This window comes from Streptomyces africanus (genome assembly GCF_002150735.1).
In the GTDB taxonomy this organism is placed as follows: Bacteria; Actinomycetota; Actinomycetes; order Streptomycetales; family Streptomycetaceae; genus Streptomyces; species Streptomyces africanus.
Genome location: NZ_MUKA01000035.1, coordinates 1 through 24,404 on the forward strand (window position 1 = coordinate 1; position 24,404 = coordinate 24,404).

The window sequence follows — 24,404 nt, forward strand, 5'->3', positions numbered from 1 at the left end:
GGCTGGAGCACGCCTGGCTCGACGTTCGTGCCGAGCCAGGCGTGCTCCAGCCAGTATGTGCGCGTGGCTGCTGTGGTCACCTGCACGCCAGTCCTTCCAGTACGTCGGCGAGTGCGAGTACCCCGGCCACGCAGTCGTCCTCGGTGGCGGACTCGGCCGGTGAGTGGGAGACGCCGGTGGGGTTGCGCACGAACAGCATGGCGGTCGGGATGCTCCCGGACAGGATCCCGGCGTCGTGTCCGGCGCCGGTGCCGAGGACGGGGACGGTGAGGCCGGTGTCCTTGCCGAGGATGCGGGCGAGTTCGTCACGCAGGGCGTGGTCGAACTCGACGACGGGAGTGAACGACTCGCGCACGACGGCGAGCTCGACACCGTGGGCGGCGGCGTACTCCCCGGCCGCCTTCTCGACGCCGGCGACCACGGCGTCCAGGCTGTCCTGGTCGGCGGCGCGCGAGTCGAGCCAGCCGCGCACCAGGGAGGGGATGGCGTTGACGCCGTTCGGCTCGACGGCGATCTTCCCGAAGGTGGCGACGGCCCCGGCGAGTTCGGCCTCACGTCGGGCCGCGAGGACGGTCTCGGCGTAGGACAGCATGGGGTCGCGCCGGTCGGTGAGCCGGGTGGTGCCGGCGTGGTTGGCCTCGCCCCGGAAGTCGAACCGCCACCGGCCGTGCGGCCAGATCGCGCTGGCGATGCCGACCCGGTCGCCGGACAGGTCGAGGGCCCGGCCCTGCTCGACGTGCAGTTCGACGAAGGCACCGATGCGGGCGAGCCGCTCGGGGTCGGGCCCGATGGCGTCCGGGTCGTGTCCGGCGGCCTCCATGGCCCGGGGCAGCGTCACGCCGTCGCCGTCGGTGAGCCGGTGAGCCTGCTCGCGGGTGAGCTGCCCGGCGGTGAGCCGGGACCCGACACAGGCGAGCCCGAACCGGGCGCCCTCCTCGTCACCGAAGTTCACGATGCCGAGGGGCCGGGTGAACCGCGCGCCCCGGCCGCGCAGTTCGTCCAGCGCGGCGAAGGCGGACACGACTCCGAGGGGCCCGTCGAAGGCGCCGCCGTCCGGCACGGAGTCCAGATGCGACCCGGTGACGACGGCGTCCCCGGCGGCGGGGTCACCGAGCCAGGCCCACTGGTTCCCGTTCCGGTCGGCCTCGTAGACGAGGCCTCGCGTCTGCGCCTGAGCTTCGAACCAGGCCCGGCAGTCGCCGTCGACCCCGGTCCAGGCGAATCGGCGGTAGCCGTCGGAGGCGGGGTGGCGGCCGATGGGCAGCAGATCGCGCCACATCTGGTGGAAGGAAGCGCCACCAGGGCCAGGCTGCGAGCCGCCAGCCGAACCCGCAGGCGGCGACGATGCACCAGCCCCCACCGGAGGGTTGCCGTTCGGTGCGGTCACGCCGAGTCACCCTCACGCATGGGCACTCGCACGCCCCGCTCCTCCGCCACCGTCTCCGCGATGTCGTACCCCGCATCCACGTGCCGGATGACCCCCATGCCCGGGTCGTTCGTCAGCACCCGCCGGATCTTCTCGCCGGCCAGCCTCGTACCGTCGGCCACCGTGACCTGGCCCGCGTGGATCGACCGCCCCATACCGACGCCGCCCCCGTGGTGCAGGGACACCCAGGACGCCCCCGACGCCACGTTCACCATCGCGTTCAGCAGCGGCCAGTCGGCGATCGCGTCGGACCCGTCGAGCATGGCCTCGGTCTCCCGGTAGGGGGACGCGACGGAGCCGCAGTCGAGGTGGTCGCGGCCGATGACGACCGGCGCGGCCAGCTCCCCGCTCGCGACCATGTCGTTGAACCGCTCACCGGCCTTGTCCCGCTCGCCGTAGCCGAGCCAGCAGATGCGGGCGGGCAGGCCCTGGAAGTGGACCCTTTCCCCGGCCATGCGGATCCAGCGGGCCAGGGACTCGTTCTCCGGGAAGAGGTCGAGGATCGCCTTGTCGGTCTTGGCGATGTCGGAGGCCTCGCCGGACAGGGCGGCCCAGCGGAAGGGTCCCTTGCCTTCGCAGAACAGCGGGCGGATGTAGGCGGGGACGAAGCCGGGGAAGGCGAAGGCCCGGTCGTATCCGGCGAGTTGCGCCTCGCCGCGGATGGAGTTGCCGTAGTCGAAGACCTCCGCGCCGGCGTCCATGAAGCCGACCATGGCCTCGACGTGCCGGGCCATGGACTCGCGGGCCCGGGTGGTGAAGCCGGCCGGGTCCTTGGCGGCGGCGTCGGCCATGTCCTCGAAGGCGGTGCCGAGGGGCAGATAGGCCAGCGGGTCGTGGGCGGAGGTCTGGTCGGTGACGATGTCGATCGGGGCGCCCATGGCGAGCAGCTGCGGCACCAGCTCGGCGGCGTTGCCGAGGACGCCGATGGACAGCGGGCGGCGGGCGTCACGGGCCTGAACGGCGAGCCGCAGGGCGTGGTCCAGGGAGTCGGCCTTCACGTCCAGGTAGCGGTGCTCGATGCGCCGGTCGATCGCACGCGGGTCGCAGTCGATGCAGATCGCCACACCGTCGTTCATCGTCACGGCGAGCGGCTGGGCGCCGCCCATCCCGCCGAGGCCGGCGGTCAGCGTGATCGTCCCGGCGAGGCTGCCGCCGAACTTCTTCGCGGCGACAGCGGAGAAGGTCTCGTAGGTGCCCTGGAGGATGCCCTGGGTGCCGATGTAGATCCAGGAGCCGGCCGTCATCTGCCCGTACATGGTCAGGCCGAGGGCCTCCAGGCGGCGGAACTCCTCCCAGTTCGCCCAGTCGCCGACGAGGTTGGAGTTGGCGATGAGGACGCGCGGGGCCCACTCGTGGGTCTGCATGACGCCGACGGGCCGGCCCGACTGGACCAGCATGGTCTCGTCCTGCTTCAGCCCCTTGAGCGTGCGCACCATCGCGTCGAAGGAGCGCCAGTCGCGGGCCGCCTTGCCGGTGCCGCCGTAGACGACGAGCTTGTCGGGGTGCTCGGCGACCTCCGGGTCGAGGTTGTTCTGGAGCATCCGCAGGGCGGCTTCCTGCTGCCATCCCAGGGCGCTCGGTTCCGTACCGCGCGGCGCTCGGACAGGGCGGGGTCCTGACATGGTCTGCCTCCTGGGTGGGTGCGTGGTGCTCCCGGCGGATTGTTGCTGCGGTTATTCACATCCTGACCGCATGAATAGGTCTAGTCAATACACCCGGGGTCGGCGCGGCGGTGCCGTGGATGTTTGGGTGGGTGCATGGGCGCACACATCGAGGGATCCAGCGACTCCGCCGCCGGGCGCGCGGCACGGCGGGACGAGGCGGTGCGGGCCGCCGTGGAGCAGGGGCTGCTCGGGCCCGGCAGCCCCATCGTCGGGCTGCTGGACGTCACCGGCATCCGGGAGTCGGCGGCGGAGCTGCGGGCCGCGTTCGACGCGGTCGTCGCGCCGGGCACGCCCGTGCTGCACGCCTTCGCGGTGAAGGCGACCCCGCTGGTGCCGGTGCTGCGGCTGCTGCGCGAGGAGGGCGTCGGCGCGGAGGTGGCGAGCCCGGGCGAGTTGGCGCTGGCGCGGGCGGCGGGGCTGGGCCCGGAGATGACGGTGCTGGACTCGCCGGCCAAGACGCCCGGGGAGCTGCGCGAGGCGCTGGCGCTGGGCGTCGCCGTCAACGCGGACAATCCGCAGGAGCTGGAGCGCATCGACGGTCTGATGAGGTCCAGCAGGAGCCGCTCCCCGCTCGGGATAAGGGTGAATCCGCAGATCGGCGGGGGTTCCATCGAGGCGACGTCCACGGCCACGGCGACGTCGAAGTTCGGGGTGGCGCTGCGCGACGAGGGTGCCCGGGAGTGGGTCGTACGGGCGTATCTGGACCGGCCGTGGCTGACCCGGCTGCACGCGCACACGGGGTCCCAGGGGGTACCGCTGTCGCTGATGGCGCGGGGCGTGGCGGAGACATACGAGCTGGCGGAGGAGATCAACCGGCGGGCCGGGCGGCGACAGATCGACACGCTCGACATCGGCGGCGGGCTGCCGGTGAACTTCGCGTCGGACGCGACGACGCCGACGTACGCGCAGTACGCGCGGATGCTGGCCGAGGAGGTGCCCGGGCTGTTCGACGGGCGGTACGGCCTGGTGACGGAGTTCGGGCGGTCACTGCTGGCGAAGCACGGGACGGTCGTGGCGCGGGTCGAATACGCCAAGAGCGCGGGCGGCCGGCCGGTGGCGGTCACGCACGCGGGCGTGCAGGTCGCGACGCGGACGGTGTACGCGCCGGGGGTCTGGCCGCTGAGGATCGCCGCGTACGACGCCAAGGGACGCCCGAAGGAGGGCCCGGCGGTGGTGCAGGACGTGGCCGGACCGGCGTGCTTCTCGGGCGACCTGCTCGCCGAGGGGTGCGCGCTGCCGCTGCTGGAGCAGGGGGACTTCGCGGCGGCGCTGGACACGGGGGCGTACTACTTCGCGCACCACTATGCGTACAACTCGCTTGTCCGGCCCGCGGTCTACGGGTTCGGGCCGGGCGGGGAGGGGCGGGTCTCCTTCGCGGTGGTGCGCCAGGCGCAGACGGTCGAGGAGGTGGTGGCCGAGTCCGGAGGGGCACAGGTCGACGCACTGGTGGGCGGCCGGGCGCCGTGGGGGCTTCCGTAGCACCCGGCCGCGGGTTCGTCGTCGCTGGTTGCGCCCACGCGGCGGCAGTCGCCTATCGAAACGCGGCCTCGCGCCCGTGGGCCGGCCTCCCCCTGTCCGGTCAGACGAGCGCCGGCGTTTTCTTCCTTGCCCCGCCGGGGGCCGCGTCGCCCGCCGCGATGCCCGTGCTGCGGTAGCTCCTGACCCGCTTGCCCGCGGGGCCGCCCGCACCGCCGCGCAGCCAGTCCACCCGCACCCACAGCAGCACCTCGTCCGCGCGCTCGCGGCGGCCGAGCCACGCGGCCTTCAGCCACAGGCCCGCGCCGCACCCGGCCAGGAGCAGACCCGCCGCGGCGGGCACGGCGAAGGCGCTGCCCAGGGCGGCCAGGAAGGCGAGGAGGAGCCACCAGCGGTGGGCGCGGCGCCAGTTGCGGGCCGTGACCGCGCGGTCCTGGAGCACGTCGTGCTTGCCGGCGCGGGCCGGCGAGGCGGCCAGGGCGACGTAGCGCCTGCGGCGCCCGTAGGCCACCGCGGCCGTCGCCAGGACGAACAGTGCCGCCCCGGCCAGGACGCCGATGCGGCGCCCCGTCAGTCCCGGGGGCAGCAGGCCGATGCCCGCCGCGAACACACCCAGCCACCACAGCGGGGCCGCCCCCGCCCGTACGACGACGGCCACCCGAGCCAGCCCTTGTCCTCCGCGCGTCACGTTCAGCCTCCGTTCGTCTCCGAAGCGTCTGAAGGGCGTTTCAGGAGACGCACATTAGCGACACAACGTGAGACGAGTCTGAGAATGACGGGTCCGAGTCCGAAGACTCGGGGAACGCGCTGCCCGTGCCGTCAGTCGACGAACAGCCCCCGCTCCGCCGCCTTCACGTCGAACTCCTCCAGGCGGGCCTGGGCCTCGGGCAGGTCGTCGCACATCGCCTCCAGCAGGACCCGGCCGAGCAGCATGGGCGCGCAGGCCGTGTCGAAGGCGAGACCGGTGCCGACGGCGGCGGGGAGCAGCAGGTCGGACACCTTGGCCACCGGTGCGAAGGCGGAGTCGGCGACCGTGACGACGGTCAGCCCGGCCTGTCGGGCGTAGTCGAGGGCGGCCACGACCTCGCGGGGGTGCCGGGGCAGCGCGAAGCACAGCAGTGCGGTCGCGCCGGCCCGGACGGCGGCGTCGACGCGGTCGTGGAGCATGGTGCCGCCCTCGTTGAGGAGCCGCACGTCGGGATGGACCTTGGCGGCGAAGTAGGCGAAGCCGTGCGCCTGGGCGGCCGCCGCCCGCAGTCCGAGCACGGGAAGCGGCCGGGAGGCCGCGAGGAGGCGCCCCGCGCGCTGCACGGGCCGGGGGTCGGCCAGGACCTCCGCCAGGTGCCGCAGGTTCTCGATCTCGGCCTCGACGGCCTGCTGGTACTCGTTGGCGGACCCGGCGTCCGCGGCGGGTTCGGCGGGGGTGACCTCGCGCAGGTGGCGGCGCAGGGCCGGGTAGCCGTCGAAGCCGAGGGCGACGGCGAAGCGGGTCACGGACGGCTGGCTGACCCCGGCCAGCTCGGCGAGCTCCACGCTCGACAGGAAGGGCACGTCGGCCGCGCGTCGCACCATGCTGTGTGCGATGCGCCGCTGGGTCGGCGTCAGCCGGTGGCCCTCGAAGAGCGCCTGCAACCGCGCGGCAGGGCTGTCGGTCACGCTCATGACGTGCTCCCCCTCGCCTATTCAGTAGCTGAGGATTCTGCATGAGCATATGCAGACGGGCAAGCGGGATCCTCTGCTGACCCCCCTTGGCTCCGACCCTGTCTCGCGGTCCCGGAACCGCCCGGGCTCCTCGGGCGCGCCGCGGAGCCCTGGGCGGTCAGTGGGTGGTGAGGATCAGAGCCGGTCGAGGATCTTCTCGAACTTCTCGACCTCGGCGGACTGGGTCTTCACGACGTCGGCGGCGAGCTTCTTGGCCGTGGCGTTGCGGCCGTTCTTCTGCTCGTCCTGCGCCATGGTGATCGCGCCCTTGTGGTGCTCGATCATCATCTCCGCGAACATCCGGTCGAACTCGGTGCCCTTGGCGCCTTCGAGCTTCTTCATGTCCTCGTCGGACATCATTCCGGACATCCCGGACCCGTGGTCCATGCCGCCGGACCCGTGGTCCATGCCGGGCATGCTCTCCCCGGCGGACTCCGGCTTGCCCCAGGCCTTCAGCCAGGACTTCATGGTCCGGATCTCGGGGTCCTGCGCCTTCTCGATGTCCGCGACCAGGGACTTGACCTCCGCGTCGGAGGCCCTGCCGTCCGCCAGCCCGGCCATCTCCAGAGCCTGCTCGTGGTGCGGGATCATCATCTGCGCGAACATCACGTCCGCGTCGTTGAAGGCGCCGGACGCCGGCTTCTCACCCGTCGCCCGGGTCGGCGAGGCGGAGGCGGAGGCGGAGCTGCCGCTCCCGTGGTCCATGCCCTCCATGTCGTTCCCGCCACAGGCGGCGAGCAGCAGCCCGCCCGCCGTGATGGCGCCCACCACCGCGAGACGGCGGCTCAGGCGACGGTTGAGAGCGTGCTTGTGGGCAGTCATGTGCGAGATACCTCTTGTCGTCAGTTTCTGGCTGTGCGGAGCAGGCGTCTGCGCGGGCAGCACTGTGTGGGCCGCGCCGTGGTGCGGCCTATATCCGGAGAACTGACAACTGGGAGAGGAGCGGTCTCGGTGGTGGAGTGCCGGGGCGCGCCAGGGCCGTCGACCGGGCGAGGAGGGCGCTCAGCCGCTCATGCCGGCGGACCACCAGAGCGCGGAGGAACAGCACGGGCAGCCACACGGTGAGAACCGCCAAGCACACGGACATCGGGTCCATGCCACCCGGAACCCCGTGCACCGGCGACGTGCCGGCCGACGCCGCGTTCCCGTGCTCGGCCGTCACCTCGGGCCCGGCCGGGGCCACGGGCTTCTGGGCCATGGCGTCGCGGTGCACACCTGGGGCAGCGGGAACAGCAGCCCTCATGCCGTGCCCGGACGACTCCTCCGGGTGGCCCATCGTGTGCATGGCGAACACGCCCAGCGCGAGCATGACGACCAGCAGGAGGTACCCGAAGGCCCCACCTGCCCGCAGCCGCCCGCTCATGCCGACCTGCCTTCCGTACTCGACCTACCGCGATACTACTAAGTGGTTTGGTACATCGTCGCCGCCACTCCGGTTCCGGCGCATACGATCACTCGTACGATGTGAGGCACCTCGGCGACGGGGACGAAGAGGGGGCAGGGTGCGACGGCTGGGTGACCTCGAAGCCGAAATCATGGACCGGCTCTGGCGCTGGGGCCGCCCCGCCACGGTCCGGGAGATCGTCGACGACATCAACCACGTGCGTCCCGTCGCCTACACGACGGTGATGACGGTCGCGGACATCCTCCACCGCAAGGGCCTGCTCCGCCGCGAGAAGGCCGGGCGCGCCTGGCGGTACGAGCCCGAGCGCAGTCGTGAGGAGTACACCGCCGCCCTCATGCAGGACGCGCTCGGCAACACCGAGGACCGCCAGGGCGCGCTGCAGCGATTCGTGGAGCACATGTCCCCGGAGGACGTGTCCGCACTGGCTGCCGCTCTGCGCGCGATGGGCCGCGCTCCCGGCGGCGCCGAGGAGCCCGGAGCGCCCGCGTGACCGGACTCCTCGGTTACACAAGCCCGTTACTGGTCGCCGGTGCTCATGTGCTGCCGCCTCTGACCACGACCCTGATGGTCGGGGTGCTGCTGCCGAAGGCGCTCGCCGGCAGCGACCGGGCGCACCGAACGCCCCGGCTGGCTCTCACGGCGTGGACCCTGCTCGGGGTGTCCCTCATCGCTTCCGTGTCCCTGACGGCCCTGCACCTCCTGCTTCCGGCAGCGGGCAGCCACCACCTGTCCCGCTTCGCCGAGGCCTGCATCGTCTCGCTCGGCGCGCATCGCGGGCCTCTCCTCCCGAACGGCCTGGCGGGCGTGGACACCCGCGTGTGGGCGGCCCTTTGCGCGGCGGCGTCCGTGCCCGCCGCTTTCGCGGTCGTCCTCGTACGTGAGCTGCTGAGGGCGAGGCGCGTGCGGATACGCCACGCCGAACTGCTGCGCCTCGTCGGCAGCAGGCGACCGGGGTTGCCCGCCACCGTGCTGCAGCATGACACCCCGGCCGTGTACTGCCTGCCGGGTCGTGCACCTCACATCGTGGTCAGCTCCGGGGCACTCCAGGTCCTGACCGAGCAGCAGGTGACAGCGGTGCTGGAACACGAGCGGGCGCACATCGCCGGCCGCCACCATCTGCTGGTGGCCGCGGCCAGGGCCTTCGGTGCCAGTTTCCGCACACTGCCCTTGGCCCGGCTCGCTCGCACCGAGGTACCGCTGTTGCTCGAGATGGCCGCCGACGACCGGGCGTTGCGCCGGTGTTCGCGGGACGCACTCGCCACCGCCCTGTACGCGGTGGCATCCGGTCAGACACCCCCCATGGCCTTCGCGGCGGGCGGGCCGTCGGCGGTCTTGCGCATGCGCCGCATCCTCACACCGCACGCCCCGTGCTCTCCGGCACCGCGGACCGTGTTCGTGGCACTCACCGCGGTGGTGGCCCTGACTCCGCTCGTCCTGGCCTGCTGTGCCGTTCCGGGTATCACCGGTTGACCGGGACAGTCCCGGCCCGGACAGGGGGGCTAACCCCAGTGTGGTCGGCGCCCCGGCTTCCTACCGTGAGGGGCATGACCGGAATGGACGCGCGGGACACCGACCTGAAGAGGGAACTCGACGCCACCCTGCACGCGCGCAGGGAGCTGGGCGACGAGTACGAGTCCGCCCTCGTGGACTCGTTCCTGGAGAAGGTCGACCAGCGGATCGACGGCGCGGTGGAGCGCCGGGTGCGCCGGCAGCTCGCCGAGCAGCAGATGCAGACGGCCCGGGACTCCCGGTCGCCGCGGGCCACGGACTCCTGGGGCGAGCGCTTCGGCTTCGGGATCGTCTCCCTCGTCCTCGCGGTGCCGCTGTCCGTGATCGGCGGGGGCTTGGCCCATCTGCCCGGCCTGCTCGCCACCTGGGCGGGCATCGTCGGCGTCAACGTCGTGCAGGCCGCCCGCACCAACCCGGGCCTGTTCGGGGGCCGGCGCACGTCCCAGGGCGGCTGGGAGGACTGAGCGGGCGCACGAGTTCAGACCTGCCGGGTCGGCAGCGCGACGATCTGCCGCAGGTTGACCCGGCGCGGGCGGCTCGTCACATAGGCGACCAGGTCGGCGAGCTCCTCGGCGGACAGCGCGCCCACCTCGTCCAGCATGCCCTCCACCTGCCGGGACAGCTCCGCGTCGGCGATGTGCGTGCGCAGCTCGCTCTCGACGAACCCCGGCTCGATGTTGGTGACCCGGACGTCCCGCGGCCCGAACTCGCCGCGCAGGGACTCCGACAGATACGTGACGGCAGCCTTGGTCGCGCCGTACACCGCGTAGTTCGGGAAGCTGACGTGCGCGGCGATGGACGAGATGTTCACGATGTCGGCGGTACGGCCGTCCGCGGCGGCGCCCACCAGGTCGCCGGTGAAGGCGCCGATCATCCGCAGCACACCGGCGACGTTGGTGTCGAGCATCCGCTGCCACTCGTCGGCGCGCCGGGCGTCGACGGGGTGCGGCAGCATGACGCCGGCGGCGTTCACGACCAGGTCGACCGTCCCGTACTCGGCGCGGATCCGGTCGGCCGCGGCGGCCACGGACGCCTCGTCGGTGACGTCCGCGGCGACGGCCAGGGCCTGCCCGCCGTCGGCGCTGATCTTCCCGGCGATCGCCGCGAGCCGCTCCTCACGCCGGGCCAGCAGCGCCACCCGCGCGCCCTGGGTGGCGAGCAGCACGGCGACGGCCTCGCCGATCCCGCTCGCGGCTCCGGTGACGACGGCGGTACGGCCGGCCAGGTTCTCGTACGGCATGGAGTTCCCCTCGGTGGTGGCCGGGGCTTCTCCCCGGCGTCGTCCGCCACACTCGGCCCTCTCGGCGGCCGTACCCAGGGCGGCGCTTTTCCTGGGTCTGGCAGTACCAGGTTCGCCGGCGCCGGGCCGCCTAGGCTCAGGCCCATGGACGGAGAACTGGGAGACTTCCTGCGCTCGCGCCGCGCCCGTATCCAGCCGGAGGAGGTGGGGCTGGCCTCGTACGGCCGCCGCCGGGTCCCGGGGCTGCGTCGTGAGGAGGTGGCGCAGTTGGCCGGGGTGAGCGTCGACTACTACATCCGGCTTGAGCAGGGCCGTGGGTCGAGCGTTTCGGACGCCGTGCTGGACGCGGTCGCGCGGGTGCTGCGGCTGGACGAGGCGGAGCACGAGTACCTGCGGGCGGTCGCCCGGCCCCGCCGGCGGGCCGAGGGCGGTCAGGCCACGGCCCGGGAATCCACGCACCGGGAGGCCGCGTCCCGGGTGCGCCCGGGCGTCCAGCTGATCCTGGACGGCCTGGACCGCAACCCGGCGTACGTCCTGGACCACCGCATGGACGTCCTCGCCTGGAACGCCCTCGGTGACGCCGTGGTCGGCCTCAGCGACCAGGCCCCCGGCGAGCGCAACATGCCCCGCCGCGTCTTCCTCGACCCGAGCGCCCGCGACCTCTACCCGGACTGGGCGGCGATCGCCGCCCAGACGGTCGCCCACCTCCGTCTGCAGGCGGGCCACCACCCGGACGACGCCGCGACGGGCCGGCTCGTCGGCGAACTCTCCCGCGCCAGCGACGACTTCCGCCGCCTGTGGGCCGACCACCTGGTCAAGCCGTGCGACCACGGGGTGAAGCAGCTCCGTCACCCGGTCGCGGGTCTGCTGACCCTCCCGTACGAGACCCTCACGATCCCGGCGGCCCCGGACCAGACGATCGTGGTGTACACGCCCGAACCGGGCTCGGAGACGGCGGAACGGCTCGCGCTGCTGGGGAGCTGGGTGACGAGCCGGACCGGCTGACACACGCGAAGAAGCAGCCCGGCTGACCTCCGCGCAAGGAAAAGCGCGGGGACCGCCGCACCCCCGTGACCGGGGGGCGGGACGACGGCGGTCCCCGCGTAAGACGCGGGCCTGGTCAGGCCGGGCTTTCGCGTCTGTGACGTCGGTGGAGGTCCGGGAGCCGCTCCGGAGGTCCTTGACGCCAACGGCGCCGGCCGGGGCGGGGAGCCGCTCCCGCCCTGCCGACACCCCTAATGTGCAGGACTCGTGTTAAGCGGGTGCTGCGCGAACGTGACGCGCTCGTACCAGTTCCGCGAAGTCCACGAAGATCGCGGACGAACGGCAAGTGCACCCGGTTCACGGGTGGTTCACCGGCCGTTCGCCGTCACTTCGCGGAGCGGGCGAGGAAGGACAGCAGGTCCTGCCGGCTGACCACACCGGTCGGCTTGCCCTCGACGAGGACGATCGCCGCGTCCGCCTTGCCGAGGACGGCCATCAGGTCGGCGACGGGTTCGCCGGAGCCGACCTGGGGCAGCGGGCCGGACATGTGCTTCTCCAGCGGGTCCTCCAGCGAGGCGCTCTTGCTGAACAGCGCGTCCAGCAGCTCGCGTTCCACGACCGAGCCGACGACCTCGGCGGCCATCACGTCGGGGTGGCCCGCGCCCGGCTTGACGACGGGCATCTGCGAGACGCCGTACTCGCGCAGCACCTCGATGGCCTGGCCGACCGTCTCCTCCGGGTGCATGTGGACGAGGGAGGGCATGCGGTCGCCCTCCTTGTCGTTCAGGACGTCACCGACCCGGGCGCTCGGGCCCGCGTCCTCCAGGAAGCCGTAGTCGGCCATCCACTCGTCGTTGAAGATCTTGCTGAGGTAGCCGCGGCCGCTGTCCGGCAGCAGGACCACGACGACGTCGTCCGGGCCGAGCCGCTCGGCGACCTCCAGCGCGGCGACGACCGCCATGCCGCAGGAGCCGCCCACCAGCAGGCCCTCCTCCTTGGCCAGGCGGCGGGTCATCTGGAAGGAGTCCTTGTCGGACACGGCGACGATCTCGTCCGCGACGGTCCGGTCGTAGGCGGTGGGCCAGAAGTCCTCACCGACGCCCTCGACGAGGTACGGCCGCCCGGAACCGCCGGAGTAGACGGAGCCCTCGGGGTCGGCGCCGACGACCTTCACCTTGCCGTCGCTGACCTCCTTCAGGTAGCGGCCGGTCCCGGAGATGGTGCCGCCGGTGCCCACGCCCGCCACGAAGTGGGTGATCTTCCCCTCCGTCTGCTCCCACAGCTCGGGGCCGGTGGAGTGGTAGTGGGAGAGGGGGTTGTTCGGGTTGGAGTACTGGTCGGGCTTCCAGGCGCCGGGCGTCTCACGGACCAGCCGGTCGGAGACGTTGTAGTAGGAGTCCGGGTGCTCGGGGTCCACGGCGGTCGGGCACACGACGACCTCGGCGCCGTAGGCGCGCAGCACGTTGATCTTGTCGGTGCTCACCTTGTCGGGGCACACGAAGATGCACTTGTACCCCTTCTGCTGCGCCACGATGGCGAGGCCCACGCCGGTGTTCCCGCTGGTCGGCTCGACGATCGTGCCCCCCGGCTTCAGCGCGCCGCTCTCCTCGGCCGCCTCGATCATGCGCAGGGCGATGCGGTCCTTCACGGACCCGCCGGGGTTGAAGTACTCCACCTTGGCCAGGACGGTCGCCCTGATGCCCTTGGTCACGCTGTTGAGCCTCACCAGCGGGGTGTTGCCGACGAGACTGATCATCGAGTCGTGGAACTGCACCGTTGTCTCCGGTTGCCGCAGAAGTGGTCCTGGTTGATCCCGCCAGCCTATGGCCTGCACCGCTCATCCGTGACGGTCGTTCACTCCCCGTTGAGATTGGGCGACGGTCTGTACGGGGCAAGCACTGGGTGTACGGGTTCGAGGAGGTGGCGGCGACGCATGACGAGCATGTCGAGGGCACGGGTGGCCCGGCGGATCGCGGCGGGCGCGGCGTACGGCGGCGGCGGGATCGGTCTGGCCGGGGCGGCGGCCGCCGGGCTGGTGCTGGCGGAGGTCCAGCTGGCGCGGCGCCGGGTGGGCAACGGTACGTCGCCGCATGTGCCGCACGCGGACGGGCGGTACGGCCCTGCGTACGCCAGTCCCGGTCAGGAGCCGCTGCGGCTGACGATGCTGGGCGACTCCACGGCCGCCGGCCAGGGCGTGCACCGGGCCGGGCAGACGCCGGGCGCGCTGCTGGCCTCGGGCCTGGCGGCCCTGGCGGAACGCCCGGTGGAACTGCGCACGGTGGCGACGCCCGGCGCCCGCTCGGACGACCTGGACCGCCAGGTGGCCCTGGTGCTGGCCGCTCCCGACCCGGTGCCGGACATCTGCGTGATCATGGTCGGCGCGAACGACGTCACCCACCGCATGCCCCCGACCCGCTCGGTCCGCCACCTGTCCTCGGCGGTACGGCGGCTGCGCACGGCCGGCGCGGAGGTCGTGGTCGGCACCTGCCCCGACCTGGGCACGATCGAGCCGGTCCGGCAGCCCCTGCGCTGGCTGGCCCGACGGGCCTCCCGCCAGCTGGCGGCCGCGCAGACGATCGGAGTCGTCGAACAGGGCGGCCGCACCGTGTCCCTGGGCGATCTGCTCGGCCCCGAGTTCGCCGCGAACCCGCGTGAACTGTTCGGCCCGGACAGCTACCACCCCTCCGCCGAGGGCTACGCGACGGCGGCGATGGCGGTCCTGCCGACCGTCTGCGCCTCGCTCGGCCTGTGGCCGGCCGAGGAGGAGCGCCCGGACGCCTCCCGTCGCGAGGGCTTCCTGCCGGTGGCCCGGGCGGCGGCGGAGGCCGCGTCGGAGGCGGGTACGGAGGTCACGGCCGCGATGCCGAGCGGTCCGAGGGGTCCGTGGGCGCTGCTGAAGCGCCGGCGGCGCCGGCGGGTACCCGAGCAGGAGCCGGCTCCCGCCTCGCCGTCGAACTGACGAAAGCCCCGGGAGGCCGAAAAAAGCAAGCGCTTAGAAAACTGCGGTCAGGGTCACACCGCCCCACCCGTGACCCAGCCCATACGTGCGGGTAACTTCCCAGTCAGCCCAGCCAGACCACCCGGTACGTCAATGGAGCCGTGATGCCCGAAGCCGTGATCGTCTCAGCCGCCCGCTCCCCCATCGGCCGCGCCGTCAAGGGCTCCCTCAAGGACCTCCGCCCGGACGACCTGACCGCCACGATCGTCCAGGCCGCCCTGGCCAAGGTCCCCGAGCTGGACCCGAAGGACATCGACGACCTGATGCTCGGCTGCGGCCTGCCCGGCGGCGAGCAGGGCCACAACCTCGGCCGGATCGTCGCCGTGCAGATGGGGATGGACCACCTGCCGGGCTGCACCATCACCCGGTACTGCTCGTCCTCCCTGCAGACCTCCCGCATGGCCCTGCACGCCATCAAGGCGGGCGAGGGCGACGTCTTCATCTCCGCCGGCGTCGAGATGGTCTCGCGGTACGCCAACGGCAGCTCGGACATGCCCGGCACGCACAACCCGCTCTTCGCCGAGGCCGAGGCCCGCACCGTCGCGACCGCCCAGTCCGAGGGGTCGACCTGGCACGACCCGCGCGAGGACGGTCTGCTGCCCGACCCGTACATCGCGATGGGCCAGACCGCCGAGAACCTGGCCCGCGCCAAGGGCGTGACCCGCCAGGACATGGACGAGTTCGGCGTCCGCTCGCAGAACCTCGCCGAAGAGGCCATCAAGAACGGCTTCTGGGAGCGCGAGATCACCCCGGTGACCCTCCCCGACGGCACGGTCGTCAGCAAGGACGACGGCCCCCGCGCCGGCGTCACCCTGGAGGGCGTGCAGGGCCTGAAGCCGGTCTTCCGCCCCGACGGCCTGGTCACGGCCGGCAACTGCTGCCCGCTGAACGACGGCGCCGCCGCGCTCGTGATCATGTCCGACACCAAGGCCCGCGAACTGGGCCTCACCCCGCTCGCCCGCATCGTGTCGACCGGCGTCTCCGGCCTGTCGCCCGAGATCATGGGCCTCGGCCCGGTCGAGGCGAGCAACCAGGCCCTGAAGCGGGCCGGGCTGACCATCGACGACATCGACCTGGTCGAGATCAACGAGGCGTTCGCCGCCCAGGTGATCCCCTCCTACCGCGACCTGGGCATCCCGCTGGAGAAGCTGAACGTCAACGGCGGCGCCATCGCCGTCGGCCACCCCTTCGGCATGACCGGCGCCCGCATCACCACCACGCTCATCAACTCCCTCCAGTTCCACGACAAGCAGTTCGGCCTGGAGACGATGTGCGTCGGCGGCGGCCAGGGCATGGCCATGGTCATCGAGCGCCTCAGCTGAGCGCCTGACCGTAGCCGCCATAGCACCGACCGTGAGGTCCTGGCCCAGAACCCCGGAAACCCCGGGGTTCTGGGCTGTTTTGTGATCCAATCTCCCTCAGGATGTGACCTATCTCCCTCTACACGCAGAGAAGACCAGGTCACAACAGCCCCACCCCCTCCCCCGGCACCGAAGCCCTGTCCGTTTCGTGACGTTACGCACTGACAGCTGGTTAGTCCGCCCTTCAAGCTGATGTAGGAAGTCGGGGGTCGACTTTGAACCGGGAGTACGTCAGTGAGCGCCATGCCGATCGCGTTGCTGGTCACCACGGCCGCCACGGGCGCCGTGGGCGTCGCCGTCCTGCGCACCGTCCTCCAGCTGCGCCGACAGGTCGCGGCCCTGCACGCCACGCTGGCCGAGAACCGCGCCGCGACCACCCGTGCCCTGCTGCCGGCCGCCCGCACGTCCGCCGACACCGACGAGATACGGGCCGCCGTGGCGGCGGCACTCGCGGAGGAGCGCGAGCGGGAGCTCGCCGAGGCACGGGCGTTCTGGGCCGCCCAGGAGGCCCGTGACGCCTCCGACGCGCCGCCCCTGCCGGGTCTGCCCGACATCGACCTCTTCCTGCCCCGGCAGGCCGATTTCGCGGGCCTGGAGCCGGTGTCCGAGCCCGGCGCGGACACCGAGGAGCCGGCCGCCGAGTCCCCGGAGCTGGCCGCGGCCCGCCGCCGCCACCCCTCCCACCCGGACTTCGTGCCGACGCAGTCGCCGGTGGTGAACGACCACGAGCGCACGGTCGCCACGCTGGAGGAGCTGGCCGCCTCACGCGTGGAACTGACGGACGTCCGCCCGGGCCCGCTGGGCACCCTCGACGTCTACGTCTTCGCCGACGGCACGACCCTGTGCATGACCCCGGGCCACCGGGAGACGGCGGAACGCCTCGCCGCAGCCCTGCGCGCAGGCGAGACCCCGACCCTCCTGGGCGGCTCAGGCGTCTCGGGCGCCTACACGCTTACGTTCGAGTGCGGCGAGGAGAACGTGTACATCCTGGCCGACAGGGTCATCGCGTCCCTTTAGAAGAGCGCCCCAAAGGGGCGCGGGGAACTGCGCGAGCAACCACAACGCACCCCGCACCCGCCGACGAAACGGGTCACACCCCCGCCCGCTTCTGCGCCTCCTCCACCAACCGCACCGCGTCATCGACATCGGCACCACTGGGAACCACCACCGCCAGATCATGCGCGGCAACGGTGATCTGATCTGCGGCCGCAAACATCCCCGCATCCGGCATCTCCCGAGGCTCCAGCCCCTCGAGCACCTGCGCCCTGCGAGCCAACTCCCGGGCCAGCCCGAGAGCCTCAGCGGCAGCGCCCCGCTGCAACCGGCTCTGGGGCGCGGCCCTCAAACGATCGGCGAAGTGATCCACCGCACGGGTCAGAGGCGTCGTATCAACCACGCCGCGAGCGTACGCGTCGCACCGGGACTGTTGCCAACGGGCGAACACTCAGGCACGGTGACCTGAAGGACCGGCTTACATCCCAGCGTCCGGAGGCGCCGATGTCCCAAGTCTTCTCCGAAGAGACCCATCGCAACATGCTCGCCCGCATCCCCCACTGCACCGGTCGTGAGATCTCCGACTGGTTGCGCACCGTCGAAGAAGGCCCGGCACTCTTCCGTTTCGAGGAAAAGGTCAGCTGGCTCCGGCACGAACACAACCTCGCGTACGGCCACGCCAAGGCGATCGTCCACGAGTACGACCTGAGGAGGGCCGCGCGCAAACTGCTCTAGGCGCGCACCACGACGAAGGGCCCCGGCACAGCCGGGGCCCTTCGCGCACGACCGGTCCTCCTAGTCGCTGCTGTTGAGGATCGAGATGAGCCTCAGGAACTCCATGTAGATCCACACCAGCGTCAGCGTCAGGCCGAAGGCCGCGAGCCACGCCTCCTCGCGCGGGGCGCCGTAGGCGACGCCGTCCTCGACCTGCTTGAAGTCCAAGGCCAGGAAGCACGCGCCGAGGATGATGCCGATGACGCCGAAGACGACACCGAGGGCACCGCTGCGGAAGCCGAGGCCGTCACCGCCGCCGAACACCGCGAACAGCAGGTTCACGGTCATCAGCAGGATGAAGCCGAGCGCGGCCGCCATAACGAAGCCGTAGAAGCGGCGGTTGACGCGGATCCAGCCGGCCTTGTAGGCGATCAGCACACCGGCGAAGACCGCCATCGTGCCGATCACGGCCTGCATGGCCGCACCGTCGGCGATGCGGTTGTCGACGATGTTGGACACGACGCCGAGGAAGACACCCTCGAACGCGGCGTACGTGAGGATCAGCGCGGGCGAGGCCTTGCGCTTGAAGGACTGGACGAACGCCAGGACCATGCCGATCAGAGCGGCGCCGATGCCGATGCCGTAGCTACGGCTGATGTTGGCGTCGTCGACCGGCAGCAGGGCCCAGGAGAGCGCCGCGGTGAGGATGAGCACACCGAGCGTGCTCGCCGTGCGCAGGACGACGTCGTCGATGGTCATCCGGCCGGTGGTGGCCGGGGCCTGCGGCGGGGCGCCGTACTGCAGGTCCTGCTGGGCGTAAGGGTTCTGCGCGTACGGGTTCTGCGCGTAGGGGTTGCCCGTCGGCTGTGCGTACGGGTTGCCCTGGGTGGCGACAGCGGGACCCCCGGCCTGCGGCGCGGTGTTGAAGCCCGCGTAGCCGTTGTCGCGGCTGAACCCCCGTCGCGAGAAGACCGGGTTTCTGCTCCTCATTTCACTCCTCCATGGCCAACACTGCGTGACCTTGGCTCAAGAGTAATAGGTAGGCAAAGGAATGACCCTAGTGCTTGGGGAGGATCTTTCCCTCGTCGTGCTGCGCAACACGCTACGCGGCTTCGTGATTCCCCCCACCGGAGGGGGTCATTCATCACCAAGCTGCGACACGTCCGGAACCGGACGGAGATCACCCGCTCACACCGCCCCTACATCGACCGGTGCATCACCCGAACGGGAAGCCCGTGTAGCCCTCGGCCAGGTCGGTCCCGGCGGCGCGGGAGGAGGCGATCCGCTCCAGCCGGGCGAGCTGCAGCCGGTCCTCGAAGCCGGTCGCGCCGGGGGCGCGGTGCAGGAGGGTCGTCATGTCGTAGGAGAAGCGCTCGGCCTGCCAGACCCTGCGCAGGCAGGTCTGCGAGTAGGCGTCGAGCAGCTCCGCTGAGCCGGTCTCCTTCTGATGGGCCAGGGCCCGGGCGAACGTCACGACGTCACCGACGGCGAGATTCAGCCCCTTGGCCCCGGTGGGCGGCACGATGTGCGCGGCGTCGCCCGCGAGGAAGAGGCGGCCGTGGCGCATGGGCTCGTGGACGTAGGAGCGCATGGGCGTGACCGACTTCTGGGTGATCGGGCCGCGCTCCAGACGCCAGTCGTCGGCGGTCTCGAAACGGCGCTCCAGTTCGTCCCAGATCTCCTCGTCGCTCCAGGCCTCGGCGTCGGTGCCGTCGGGCACCTGGAGGTAGAGGCGGGAGACGAAGGATTCAATGGGGAGCGAAGCGACTTCCTTGGAAGGGTGGTGGCGGGTGACGGGCGGGCGCATGGAGAGGAGGGCGAAGCCGCGGTCGTGGCGGGCGTAGACCAGCTCGTCGTGCGACGGCGGCACGTCGGCGAGGATGCCGAGCCAGCCGAAGGGGTACGTCCGTTCGAAGACCTGGGTGAGTTCGGCCGGGATCGCCTTGCGGGCCACGCCCCAGAAGCCGTCGCAGCCGACGACGTACGCGCACTCCAGGACGTCCTCGCGGCCCTCGTGCCGGAAGCGGACGCGCGGGGCGTCGGTGCCGGCGTCCTCCACGGCCAGCGCCTCCGCCTCGAACAGCAGCGGGCCGCCCTCGGCGAGCTGGAGGGCGATGAGGTCCTTGCAGACCTCGGTCTGGGCGTAGACCATCACGGAGCGTCCGCCGGTGAGGGCGGGGAAGTCGACGCGGTGGCGCCTGCGTTCGAAACGCAGTTCGATGCCGTCGTGGCGCAGCCCCTCGCGGTCCATGCGCTGCCCGGCGCCGGCCGCGCGCAGCACGTCCGCGGTGCCCTGCTCCAGGATCCCGGCGCGCTGCCGCCGTTCGACGTAGGCGCGGTCGCGGCTCTCCAGGACGACCGAGTCGATGCCGGCGTTGTGGAGCAGCCGGGCGAGGAGGAGGCCGGCGGGGCCGGCTCCGATGATGCCGACGGTGGTGCGCATCGGGCGACCCCTTCCCATCCGTTGGTCCCTGCGTTCGCCAGGTGAAAATTCCTTCACCGTTGTCGGATGTGAGTGTCTGACGGCATGCGACCGCTGTCAACGGTCATGCCGCGAACTTCTCAATGGACCACACAGGGATCGGAAGGTGCCCGGAGCCGGACTCGAACCGGCACGCCCGCGAAGGGGCAGCGAGGTTTAAGCTCGCCGTGTCTGCATTCCACCATCCGGGCAGGCCATGGGCTCCGCATCGAGGTTCCGAGACTATCGGGACGTGTCCCCCGAACAGCGGAAGGGCGGACCGATGTTGTCTTATTTTATTGACGTCTGAGGGTGCATCAGCACACGGAACGCGCCATCCGCACTTGCTAATAGCCTTGCGTGCGACCGTCGGCGGCGCAGCCGGAATGACGGAATTTCACCGCTCGAACGAGGGCACTCCACCTGTTCTTGACACTTGACCGCTCGGCTTCCCAACATCCGGAACGCGCGGTTCCCGACACCCGGTCCCCTCAGGGGCGTTCGTCATCCCCAGGTATGACACCGGCCCTCGCGGTCAGACCCCAGTCGGCCCCCGGAACCGGAACAACGGGTGACTACACGGCGGCGTGGGACCCGGACGATGGAACGAGTCCTTCCAAGAACACCGCCGTCCGACAGGAGTGCCATCCCGTGACCACCGCACCGCTCACCGACCGGGCCACCACCGTGGCCGCGCGCGCCACGGATCTGTCGAAGATCTACGGACAGGGTGAGACCCAGGTGGTCGCCCTGGACCGGGTCTCCGTCGACTTCCGGCAGGCCGAGTTCACCGCGATCATGGGCCCCTCCGGCTCCGGCAAGTCGACCCTGATGCACTGCGTGGCCGGTCTCGACACCTTCTCCTCCGGGTCGGTGCGCATCGGCGACACCGAGCTCGGCTCCCTGAAGGACAAGCAGTTGACGAAGCTGCGCCGGGACAAGATCGGCTTCATCTTCCAGGCGTTCAACCTGCTGCCGACCCTGACGGCCCTGGAGAACATCACCCTTCCGATGGACATCGCGGGCCGCAAGCCGGACCGGCAGTGGCTGGACTCCGTCATCCGGATGGTCGGTCTGGCGGACCGGCTCGGCCACCGGCCCTCCCAGCTGTCGGGCGGTCAGCAGCAGCGCGTCGCCGTGGCGCGGGCGCTGGCCTCCCGGCCCGAGATCATCTTCGGTGACGAGCCCACCGGAAACCTCGACTCGCGCTCGGGAGCCGAGGTGCTGGGCTTCCTGCGCAACTCCGTGCGCGAACTGGGCCAGACGGTGGTGATGGTGACCCACGACCCGGTGGCCGCGGCCTACGCGGACCGGGTGCTCTTCCTCGCGGACGGCCGGGTCGTCGACGAGATGTACGGGCCGACGGCCGAGTCGGTCCTGGACCGCATGCGTGTCCTTCCCGGGGGAAACCCCCAGGCCCCCGCGTTCGACGCCAAGGGCCGCACCAGCTGATCCCCCGTCAGGACCGACAGGACTGAGAAGAAGAAACCCATGTTCCGTACCGCCTTGCGCAACGTGCTCGCGCACAAGGCCCGGCTCCTGATGACCGTCCTCGCCGTGATGCTCGGCGTGGCCTTCGTGTCGGGGACCCTGGTCTTCACCAACACCATCTCCGACGCCTTCCAGAAGAGTTCCGCCAAGGGCTTCGACCAGGTCGACGTCTCCATGACGGCGGACTACCAGGAGCCCGAGGGCGACCGGGTCGGCAAGGTCCACGACCTGACCCGGGCCACCCTCGACAGGAGCGAGCGGGTCCCCGGGGCCGCGTCCGCCATCGGGGTCGTGCAGGGCTTCACCGCCATCGCCGACAAGGACGGCAAGCTGATCGGCGAGGGCTTCCAGTCGCAGGGCGGCAACTACTGGGGCGCCAAGGACCCGCGCTACCCCCTGGTCAGCGGGCACGCCCCCAAGGGCCCGGGCGAGGTCCTCATCGACTCCGAGACGGCCAAGCGCGCCGGTTACGAGGTCGGCGACACCGTGCGGATGTCGGTCGACGGGCCGGTGATGACCCCGGAGATCACCGGCATCTTCACCACCGACGACGGCAACGTCGCGGCCGGCGGCAGCCTCACCCTCTTCGACACGGCGACCGCCCAGAAGGTGTTCGGCAAGGCGGGCGTCTACGACCAGATCGACGTCAAGGCGAAGCCGGGCGTCACGCAGGCCGCGCTGAAGGCGGAGCTGGACAAGGCGCTGCCCCGGGGCACCGTCTCGACCACCACCGGCAAGCAGCTCGCCGACGACCAGGCGGATGCGATCGCCCGGTCGATGAGCGGCATGCAGACGGCCCTGCTGGTCTTCGCCGGCATCGCCCTGTTCGTCGGCACGTTCATCATCGCCAACACCTTCACCATGCTGGTCGCCCAGCGCACCAGGGAGCTGGCGCTGATGCGGGCGGTCGGCGCCTCCCGCCGCCAGGTGACGCGGTCGGTGCTCGTCGAGGCGTTCGTCGTGGGCGCGGTCGCCGCCGTCACCGGTCTGGTCGCGGGCATCGGCATCGGAGCCGGACTGCGCTCCCTGATGGGGACGTTCGGCGGGACCGTGCCCGACGGACCGCTGGTCGTCAAGCCCGCCACGATCCTCGCCGCGCTCGCGGTCGGCATCCTGGTGACCATGCTGGCGGCGTGGCTGCCGGGCCGCCGGGCCGCGAAGATCCCGCCGGTGGCGGCCATGAACAGCGTGCACGCCAAGGCCACGACGAAGTCGCTGGTGCTGCGCAACACGCTGGGCGCCCTGGTCTCGGCCGCGGGTGTCGCGGTGGTCCTCGTGGCCACGACCATGGACGGTTCGGACGGCCAGATGCCGATGGGCCTCGGCGCGGTGCTGCTGATCATCGGCGTGTTCATCCTGACCCCGCTGCTGTCCCGCCCCCTGATCGCCGCCGCGGCGCCGGTGCTGCGCGTCTTCGGGGTCTCCGGCAAGCTGGCCCGGCAGAACTCGGTGCGCAACCCGCGCCGTACGGCCGCCACCGCCTCCGCGCTGATGATCGGCCTGACCCTGATCACCGGCATGACGGTGATGGCGGGCAGCCTCCAGCAGGCCATCGAGAAGATGGCGTCCTCGTCGATCAAGGCGGACTACGTGGTGTCCATGGCGAACGGCAACGCGCTGTCGCCGGACGTCGAGAAGAAGCTGGAGCGCACCGACGGCGTCACCGCCACCAGTCCGATGCTCAACGCCGCCTCCCGGATCGACGGCCAGACCGAATACCTGACCGGCGTCAACGGCGCCGCGATCGGCGAGCTGGCCGGCCCGGAGGTCGACACCGGTTCCTTCGAGGTCGGCGGCAGCGACGTCGTCGTGGACAGCGAGACAGCCAAGACCTACGGCTGGAAGGCCGGTTCCGCCTTCACCGTCGCCTTCGAGGACGGCAAGAAGCAGAAGCTCAACGTCGCCGGGACCTACGAGAGCAACGACTTCCTGAGCGGCATCTTGCTCGACGAGAAGGTCCTCGCCCCGCACGAGTCGGACCCGTACAACATGAAGGTCATGGTGAAGACCGCCGACGGCACGTCCGGCGCGACCCAGGACAAGCTGGAGAAGGCCCTCGGCACCAACCCGGCCGTCAAGGTCCAGGACAAGCAGGACATCTCCAACGAGATCGCGCAGATGTTCACGCTGATGCTGAACATGGTCTACGGCCTGCTCGCCATGGCGGTGATCGTGGCGGTCCTCGGTGTCGTCAACACCCTGGCCATGTCGGTCTTCGAACGCTCCCAGGAGATCGGCATGCTCCGGGCGATCGGCCTGGACCGCAAGGGCATCAAGCGGATGGTCCGCCTGGAGTCGCTGGTGATCTCCCTGTTCGGCGCGGTGCTCGGCATCGGCCTGGGGGTGTTCTTCGGCTGGGCGGCCGGTGAGCTGCTGGCCACGAAGCTGGCGACCTACGAACTGATCCTGCCCTGGGCGCGGATCGGGATCTTCCTGCTGCTGGCCGCGACGGTGGGTGTCCTCGCCGCGCTGTGGCCGGCCAGGCGGGCGGCCCGGCTGAACATGCTGGAGGCGATCAAGGCGGAGTAGCGCCGGACCTGCGAGGGCCCCCTCTCCCACCCGTGGGAAAGGGGGCCCTTCGTCGTTCTCAGTTCCAGGTGCGGGCGCGCAGCGGCATGCCCGATGCCCCGGACTCGGGGGTGCGGACGGCCAGGACCTGGTTGACGCCGATGCGGTTGCGTTCGAAGGCGAGCGCGGAGGCGGCCATGTACAGGCGCCAGACGCGGGCCCGGCCCGGGCTGGTGAGCTGGACGGCGCGCTGCCAGTCGGCCTCCAGGCGGGCGACCCACTGCCGCAGGGTGAGGGCGTAGTGCTCGCGGATCGACTCGACGTCGCGCACCTCGAACCCGGCGCGCTCCAGCATGGCGACCGTGATGCCGACGGGCTGGAGCTCACCGTCGGGGAAGACGTAGGAGTCGATGAAGGCGTCGACGTTGTACGCCGTCTCGTCGCGCTGCGGGCGGCGGGCGATCTGGTGGTTG

General features: G+C 71.4%; 23 protein-coding genes and 1 tRNA gene. 11 read left to right on the forward strand and 13 right to left on the reverse strand.

Annotated elements, in window-relative coordinates:
• Nucleotides 1-76: 76 nt before the first annotated feature.
• Both CCL05_RS05520 and hutU read right to left on the reverse strand, forming a co-directional pair.
• A complete protein-coding gene (locus CCL05_RS05520) occupies nt 77-1,279 on the reverse strand; it encodes an allantoate amidohydrolase (protein WP_086559341.1) in 1,203 nt (400 codons plus the stop codon).
• Nucleotides 1,280-1,383: 104 nt separating this feature from the next.
• Nucleotides 1,384-3,048: a urocanate hydratase gene (gene hutU, locus CCL05_RS05525; protein ID WP_086559342.1), complete on the reverse strand. Its 1,665-nt coding sequence runs from the start codon at nt 3,046-3,048 to the stop codon at nt 1,384-1,386.
• A 135-nt stretch (nt 3,049-3,183) separates the two neighbouring features.
• Here hutU and CCL05_RS05530 point away from each other — a divergent pair, with 135 nt between their 5' ends.
• Nucleotides 3,184-4,569, forward strand: coding sequence for a type III PLP-dependent enzyme domain-containing protein (locus CCL05_RS05530; RefSeq protein ID WP_086559343.1), 1,386 nt, complete (start codon nt 3,184-3,186; stop codon nt 4,567-4,569).
• Nucleotides 4,570-4,669: 100 nt separating this feature from the next.
• Here CCL05_RS05530 and CCL05_RS05535 read toward each other — a convergent pair whose 3' ends face one another.
• The 4 genes from CCL05_RS05535 to CCL05_RS05550 all read right to left on the reverse strand — a co-directional run bounded on the left by CCL05_RS05535 (nt 4,670) and on the right by CCL05_RS05550 (nt 7,630).
• Entirely contained in the window at nt 4,670-5,254 is a 585-nt protein-coding gene (locus CCL05_RS05535) for a hypothetical protein (RefSeq protein WP_086559344.1), read from the reverse strand.
• Between the two features lie 131 nt (nt 5,255-5,385).
• Nucleotides 5,386-6,228, reverse strand: coding sequence for a MurR/RpiR family transcriptional regulator (locus tag CCL05_RS05540; protein WP_086559345.1), 843 nt, complete (start codon nt 6,226-6,228; stop codon nt 5,386-5,388).
• 174 nt (nt 6,229-6,402) lie between these two features.
• Nucleotides 6,403-7,089 carry a DUF305 domain-containing protein gene (locus tag CCL05_RS05545; RefSeq protein ID WP_086559346.1) on the reverse strand — a complete coding sequence of 229 codons (687 nt, stop codon included), beginning with the start codon at nt 7,087-7,089 and terminating at the stop codon, nt 6,403-6,405.
• 88 nt (nt 7,090-7,177) lie between these two features.
• On the reverse strand, nt 7,178-7,630 hold the full coding sequence (locus tag CCL05_RS05550) for a DUF6153 family protein (protein ID WP_086559347.1): 453 nt from the start codon (nt 7,628-7,630) through the stop codon (nt 7,178-7,180).
• A 139-nt stretch (nt 7,631-7,769) separates the two neighbouring features.
• Here CCL05_RS05550 and CCL05_RS05555 point away from each other — a divergent pair, with 139 nt between their 5' ends.
• From CCL05_RS05555 to CCL05_RS05565, 3 genes are all read left to right on the forward strand, one after another.
• The gene (locus CCL05_RS05555; protein ID WP_086559348.1) at nt 7,770-8,162 is read left to right on the forward strand and encodes a BlaI/MecI/CopY family transcriptional regulator; all 393 of its coding nucleotides are present in this window, start codon (nt 7,770-7,772) and stop codon (nt 8,160-8,162) included.
• On the forward strand, nt 8,159-9,142 hold the full coding sequence (locus CCL05_RS05560; RefSeq protein ID WP_244204179.1) for a M56 family metallopeptidase: 984 nt from the start codon (nt 8,159-8,161) through the stop codon (nt 9,140-9,142). The genes CCL05_RS05555 and CCL05_RS05560 overlap by 4 nt, the downstream gene beginning before the upstream one ends.
• An 83-nt stretch (nt 9,143-9,225) precedes the next feature.
• Nucleotides 9,226-9,645 (forward strand): hypothetical protein, encoded by a 420-nt coding sequence (locus tag CCL05_RS05565; protein WP_167409518.1) that lies wholly within the window; start codon nt 9,226-9,228, stop codon nt 9,643-9,645.
• A 14-nt stretch (nt 9,646-9,659) separates the two neighbouring features.
• Here CCL05_RS05565 and CCL05_RS05570 read toward each other — a convergent pair whose 3' ends face one another.
• Nucleotides 9,660-10,421: an SDR family oxidoreductase gene (locus tag CCL05_RS05570; RefSeq protein WP_086559350.1), complete on the reverse strand. Its 762-nt coding sequence runs from the start codon at nt 10,419-10,421 to the stop codon at nt 9,660-9,662.
• A 144-nt stretch (nt 10,422-10,565) separates the two neighbouring features.
• Here CCL05_RS05570 and CCL05_RS05575 point away from each other — a divergent pair, with 144 nt between their 5' ends.
• Entirely contained in the window at nt 10,566-11,426 is an 861-nt protein-coding gene (locus tag CCL05_RS05575) for a helix-turn-helix transcriptional regulator (RefSeq protein ID WP_086559351.1), read from the forward strand.
• Between the two features lie 364 nt (nt 11,427-11,790).
• Here the strand turns inward: CCL05_RS05575 and CCL05_RS05580 are convergent, their stop codons facing one another.
• Nucleotides 11,791-13,179 carry a cystathionine beta-synthase gene (locus tag CCL05_RS05580; protein ID WP_086559352.1) on the reverse strand — a complete coding sequence of 463 codons (1,389 nt, stop codon included), beginning with the start codon at nt 13,177-13,179 and terminating at the stop codon, nt 11,791-11,793.
• 159 nt (nt 13,180-13,338) lie between these two features.
• Between CCL05_RS05580 and CCL05_RS05585 the strand changes: the two genes are divergently transcribed.
• The 3 genes from CCL05_RS05585 (at nt 13,339) to CCL05_RS05595 (ending at nt 16,781) form a co-directional block, all read left to right on the forward strand.
• Nucleotides 13,339-14,364 (forward strand): SGNH/GDSL hydrolase family protein, encoded by a 1,026-nt coding sequence (locus CCL05_RS05585; RefSeq protein ID WP_086559353.1) that lies wholly within the window; start codon nt 13,339-13,341, stop codon nt 14,362-14,364.
• Nucleotides 14,365-14,507: 143 nt separating this feature from the next.
• Nucleotides 14,508-15,725, forward strand: coding sequence for an acetyl-CoA C-acetyltransferase (locus CCL05_RS05590; protein ID WP_086559354.1), 1,218 nt, complete (start codon nt 14,508-14,510; stop codon nt 15,723-15,725).
• 273 nt (nt 15,726-15,998) lie between these two features.
• The gene (locus tag CCL05_RS05595) at nt 15,999-16,781 is read left to right on the forward strand and encodes a hypothetical protein (protein WP_086559355.1); all 783 of its coding nucleotides are present in this window, start codon (nt 15,999-16,001) and stop codon (nt 16,779-16,781) included.
• Nucleotides 16,782-16,854: 73 nt separating this feature from the next.
• On the opposite strand, the gene CCL05_RS05600 is transcribed toward CCL05_RS05595, so the two are convergent.
• The gene (locus CCL05_RS05600) at nt 16,855-17,160 is read right to left on the reverse strand and encodes a hypothetical protein (protein ID WP_167409517.1); all 306 of its coding nucleotides are present in this window, start codon (nt 17,158-17,160) and stop codon (nt 16,855-16,857) included.
• Between the two features lie 101 nt (nt 17,161-17,261).
• Between CCL05_RS05600 and CCL05_RS05605 the strand changes: the two genes are divergently transcribed.
• On the forward strand, nt 17,262-17,492 hold the full coding sequence (locus tag CCL05_RS05605; RefSeq protein ID WP_010034472.1) for a DUF4287 domain-containing protein: 231 nt from the start codon (nt 17,262-17,264) through the stop codon (nt 17,490-17,492).
• Between the two features lie 60 nt (nt 17,493-17,552).
• Here CCL05_RS05605 and CCL05_RS05610 read toward each other — a convergent pair whose 3' ends face one another.
• The 3 genes from CCL05_RS05610 to CCL05_RS05620 form a co-directional block, all read right to left on the reverse strand.
• Nucleotides 17,553-18,461 (reverse strand): Bax inhibitor-1/YccA family protein, encoded by a 909-nt coding sequence (locus CCL05_RS05610; protein ID WP_086559356.1) that lies wholly within the window; start codon nt 18,459-18,461, stop codon nt 17,553-17,555.
• A 226-nt stretch (nt 18,462-18,687) separates the two neighbouring features.
• A complete protein-coding gene (locus tag CCL05_RS05615) occupies nt 18,688-19,914 on the reverse strand; it encodes a 4-hydroxybenzoate 3-monooxygenase (protein ID WP_086559357.1) in 1,227 nt (408 codons plus the stop codon).
• Nucleotides 19,915-20,060: 146 nt separating this feature from the next.
• Nucleotides 20,061-20,144 (reverse strand) — tRNA-Leu (locus tag CCL05_RS05620).
• Between the two features lie 439 nt (nt 20,145-20,583).
• On the opposite strand from CCL05_RS05620, the gene CCL05_RS05625 reads away from it, so the two are divergent.
• Nucleotides 20,584-21,384, forward strand: coding sequence for an ABC transporter ATP-binding protein (locus CCL05_RS05625; protein ID WP_086559358.1), 801 nt, complete (start codon nt 20,584-20,586; stop codon nt 21,382-21,384).
• A 39-nt stretch (nt 21,385-21,423) separates the two neighbouring features.
• The gene (locus tag CCL05_RS05630; RefSeq protein WP_086559359.1) at nt 21,424-23,952 is read left to right on the forward strand and encodes an ABC transporter permease; all 2,529 of its coding nucleotides are present in this window, start codon (nt 21,424-21,426) and stop codon (nt 23,950-23,952) included.
• Between the two features lie 58 nt (nt 23,953-24,010).
• Here CCL05_RS05630 and CCL05_RS05635 read toward each other — a convergent pair.
• Nucleotides 24,011-24,404 (reverse strand): class I SAM-dependent methyltransferase (locus CCL05_RS05635; protein ID WP_208641379.1); only part of this gene is annotated, 394 nt, incomplete at its 5' end.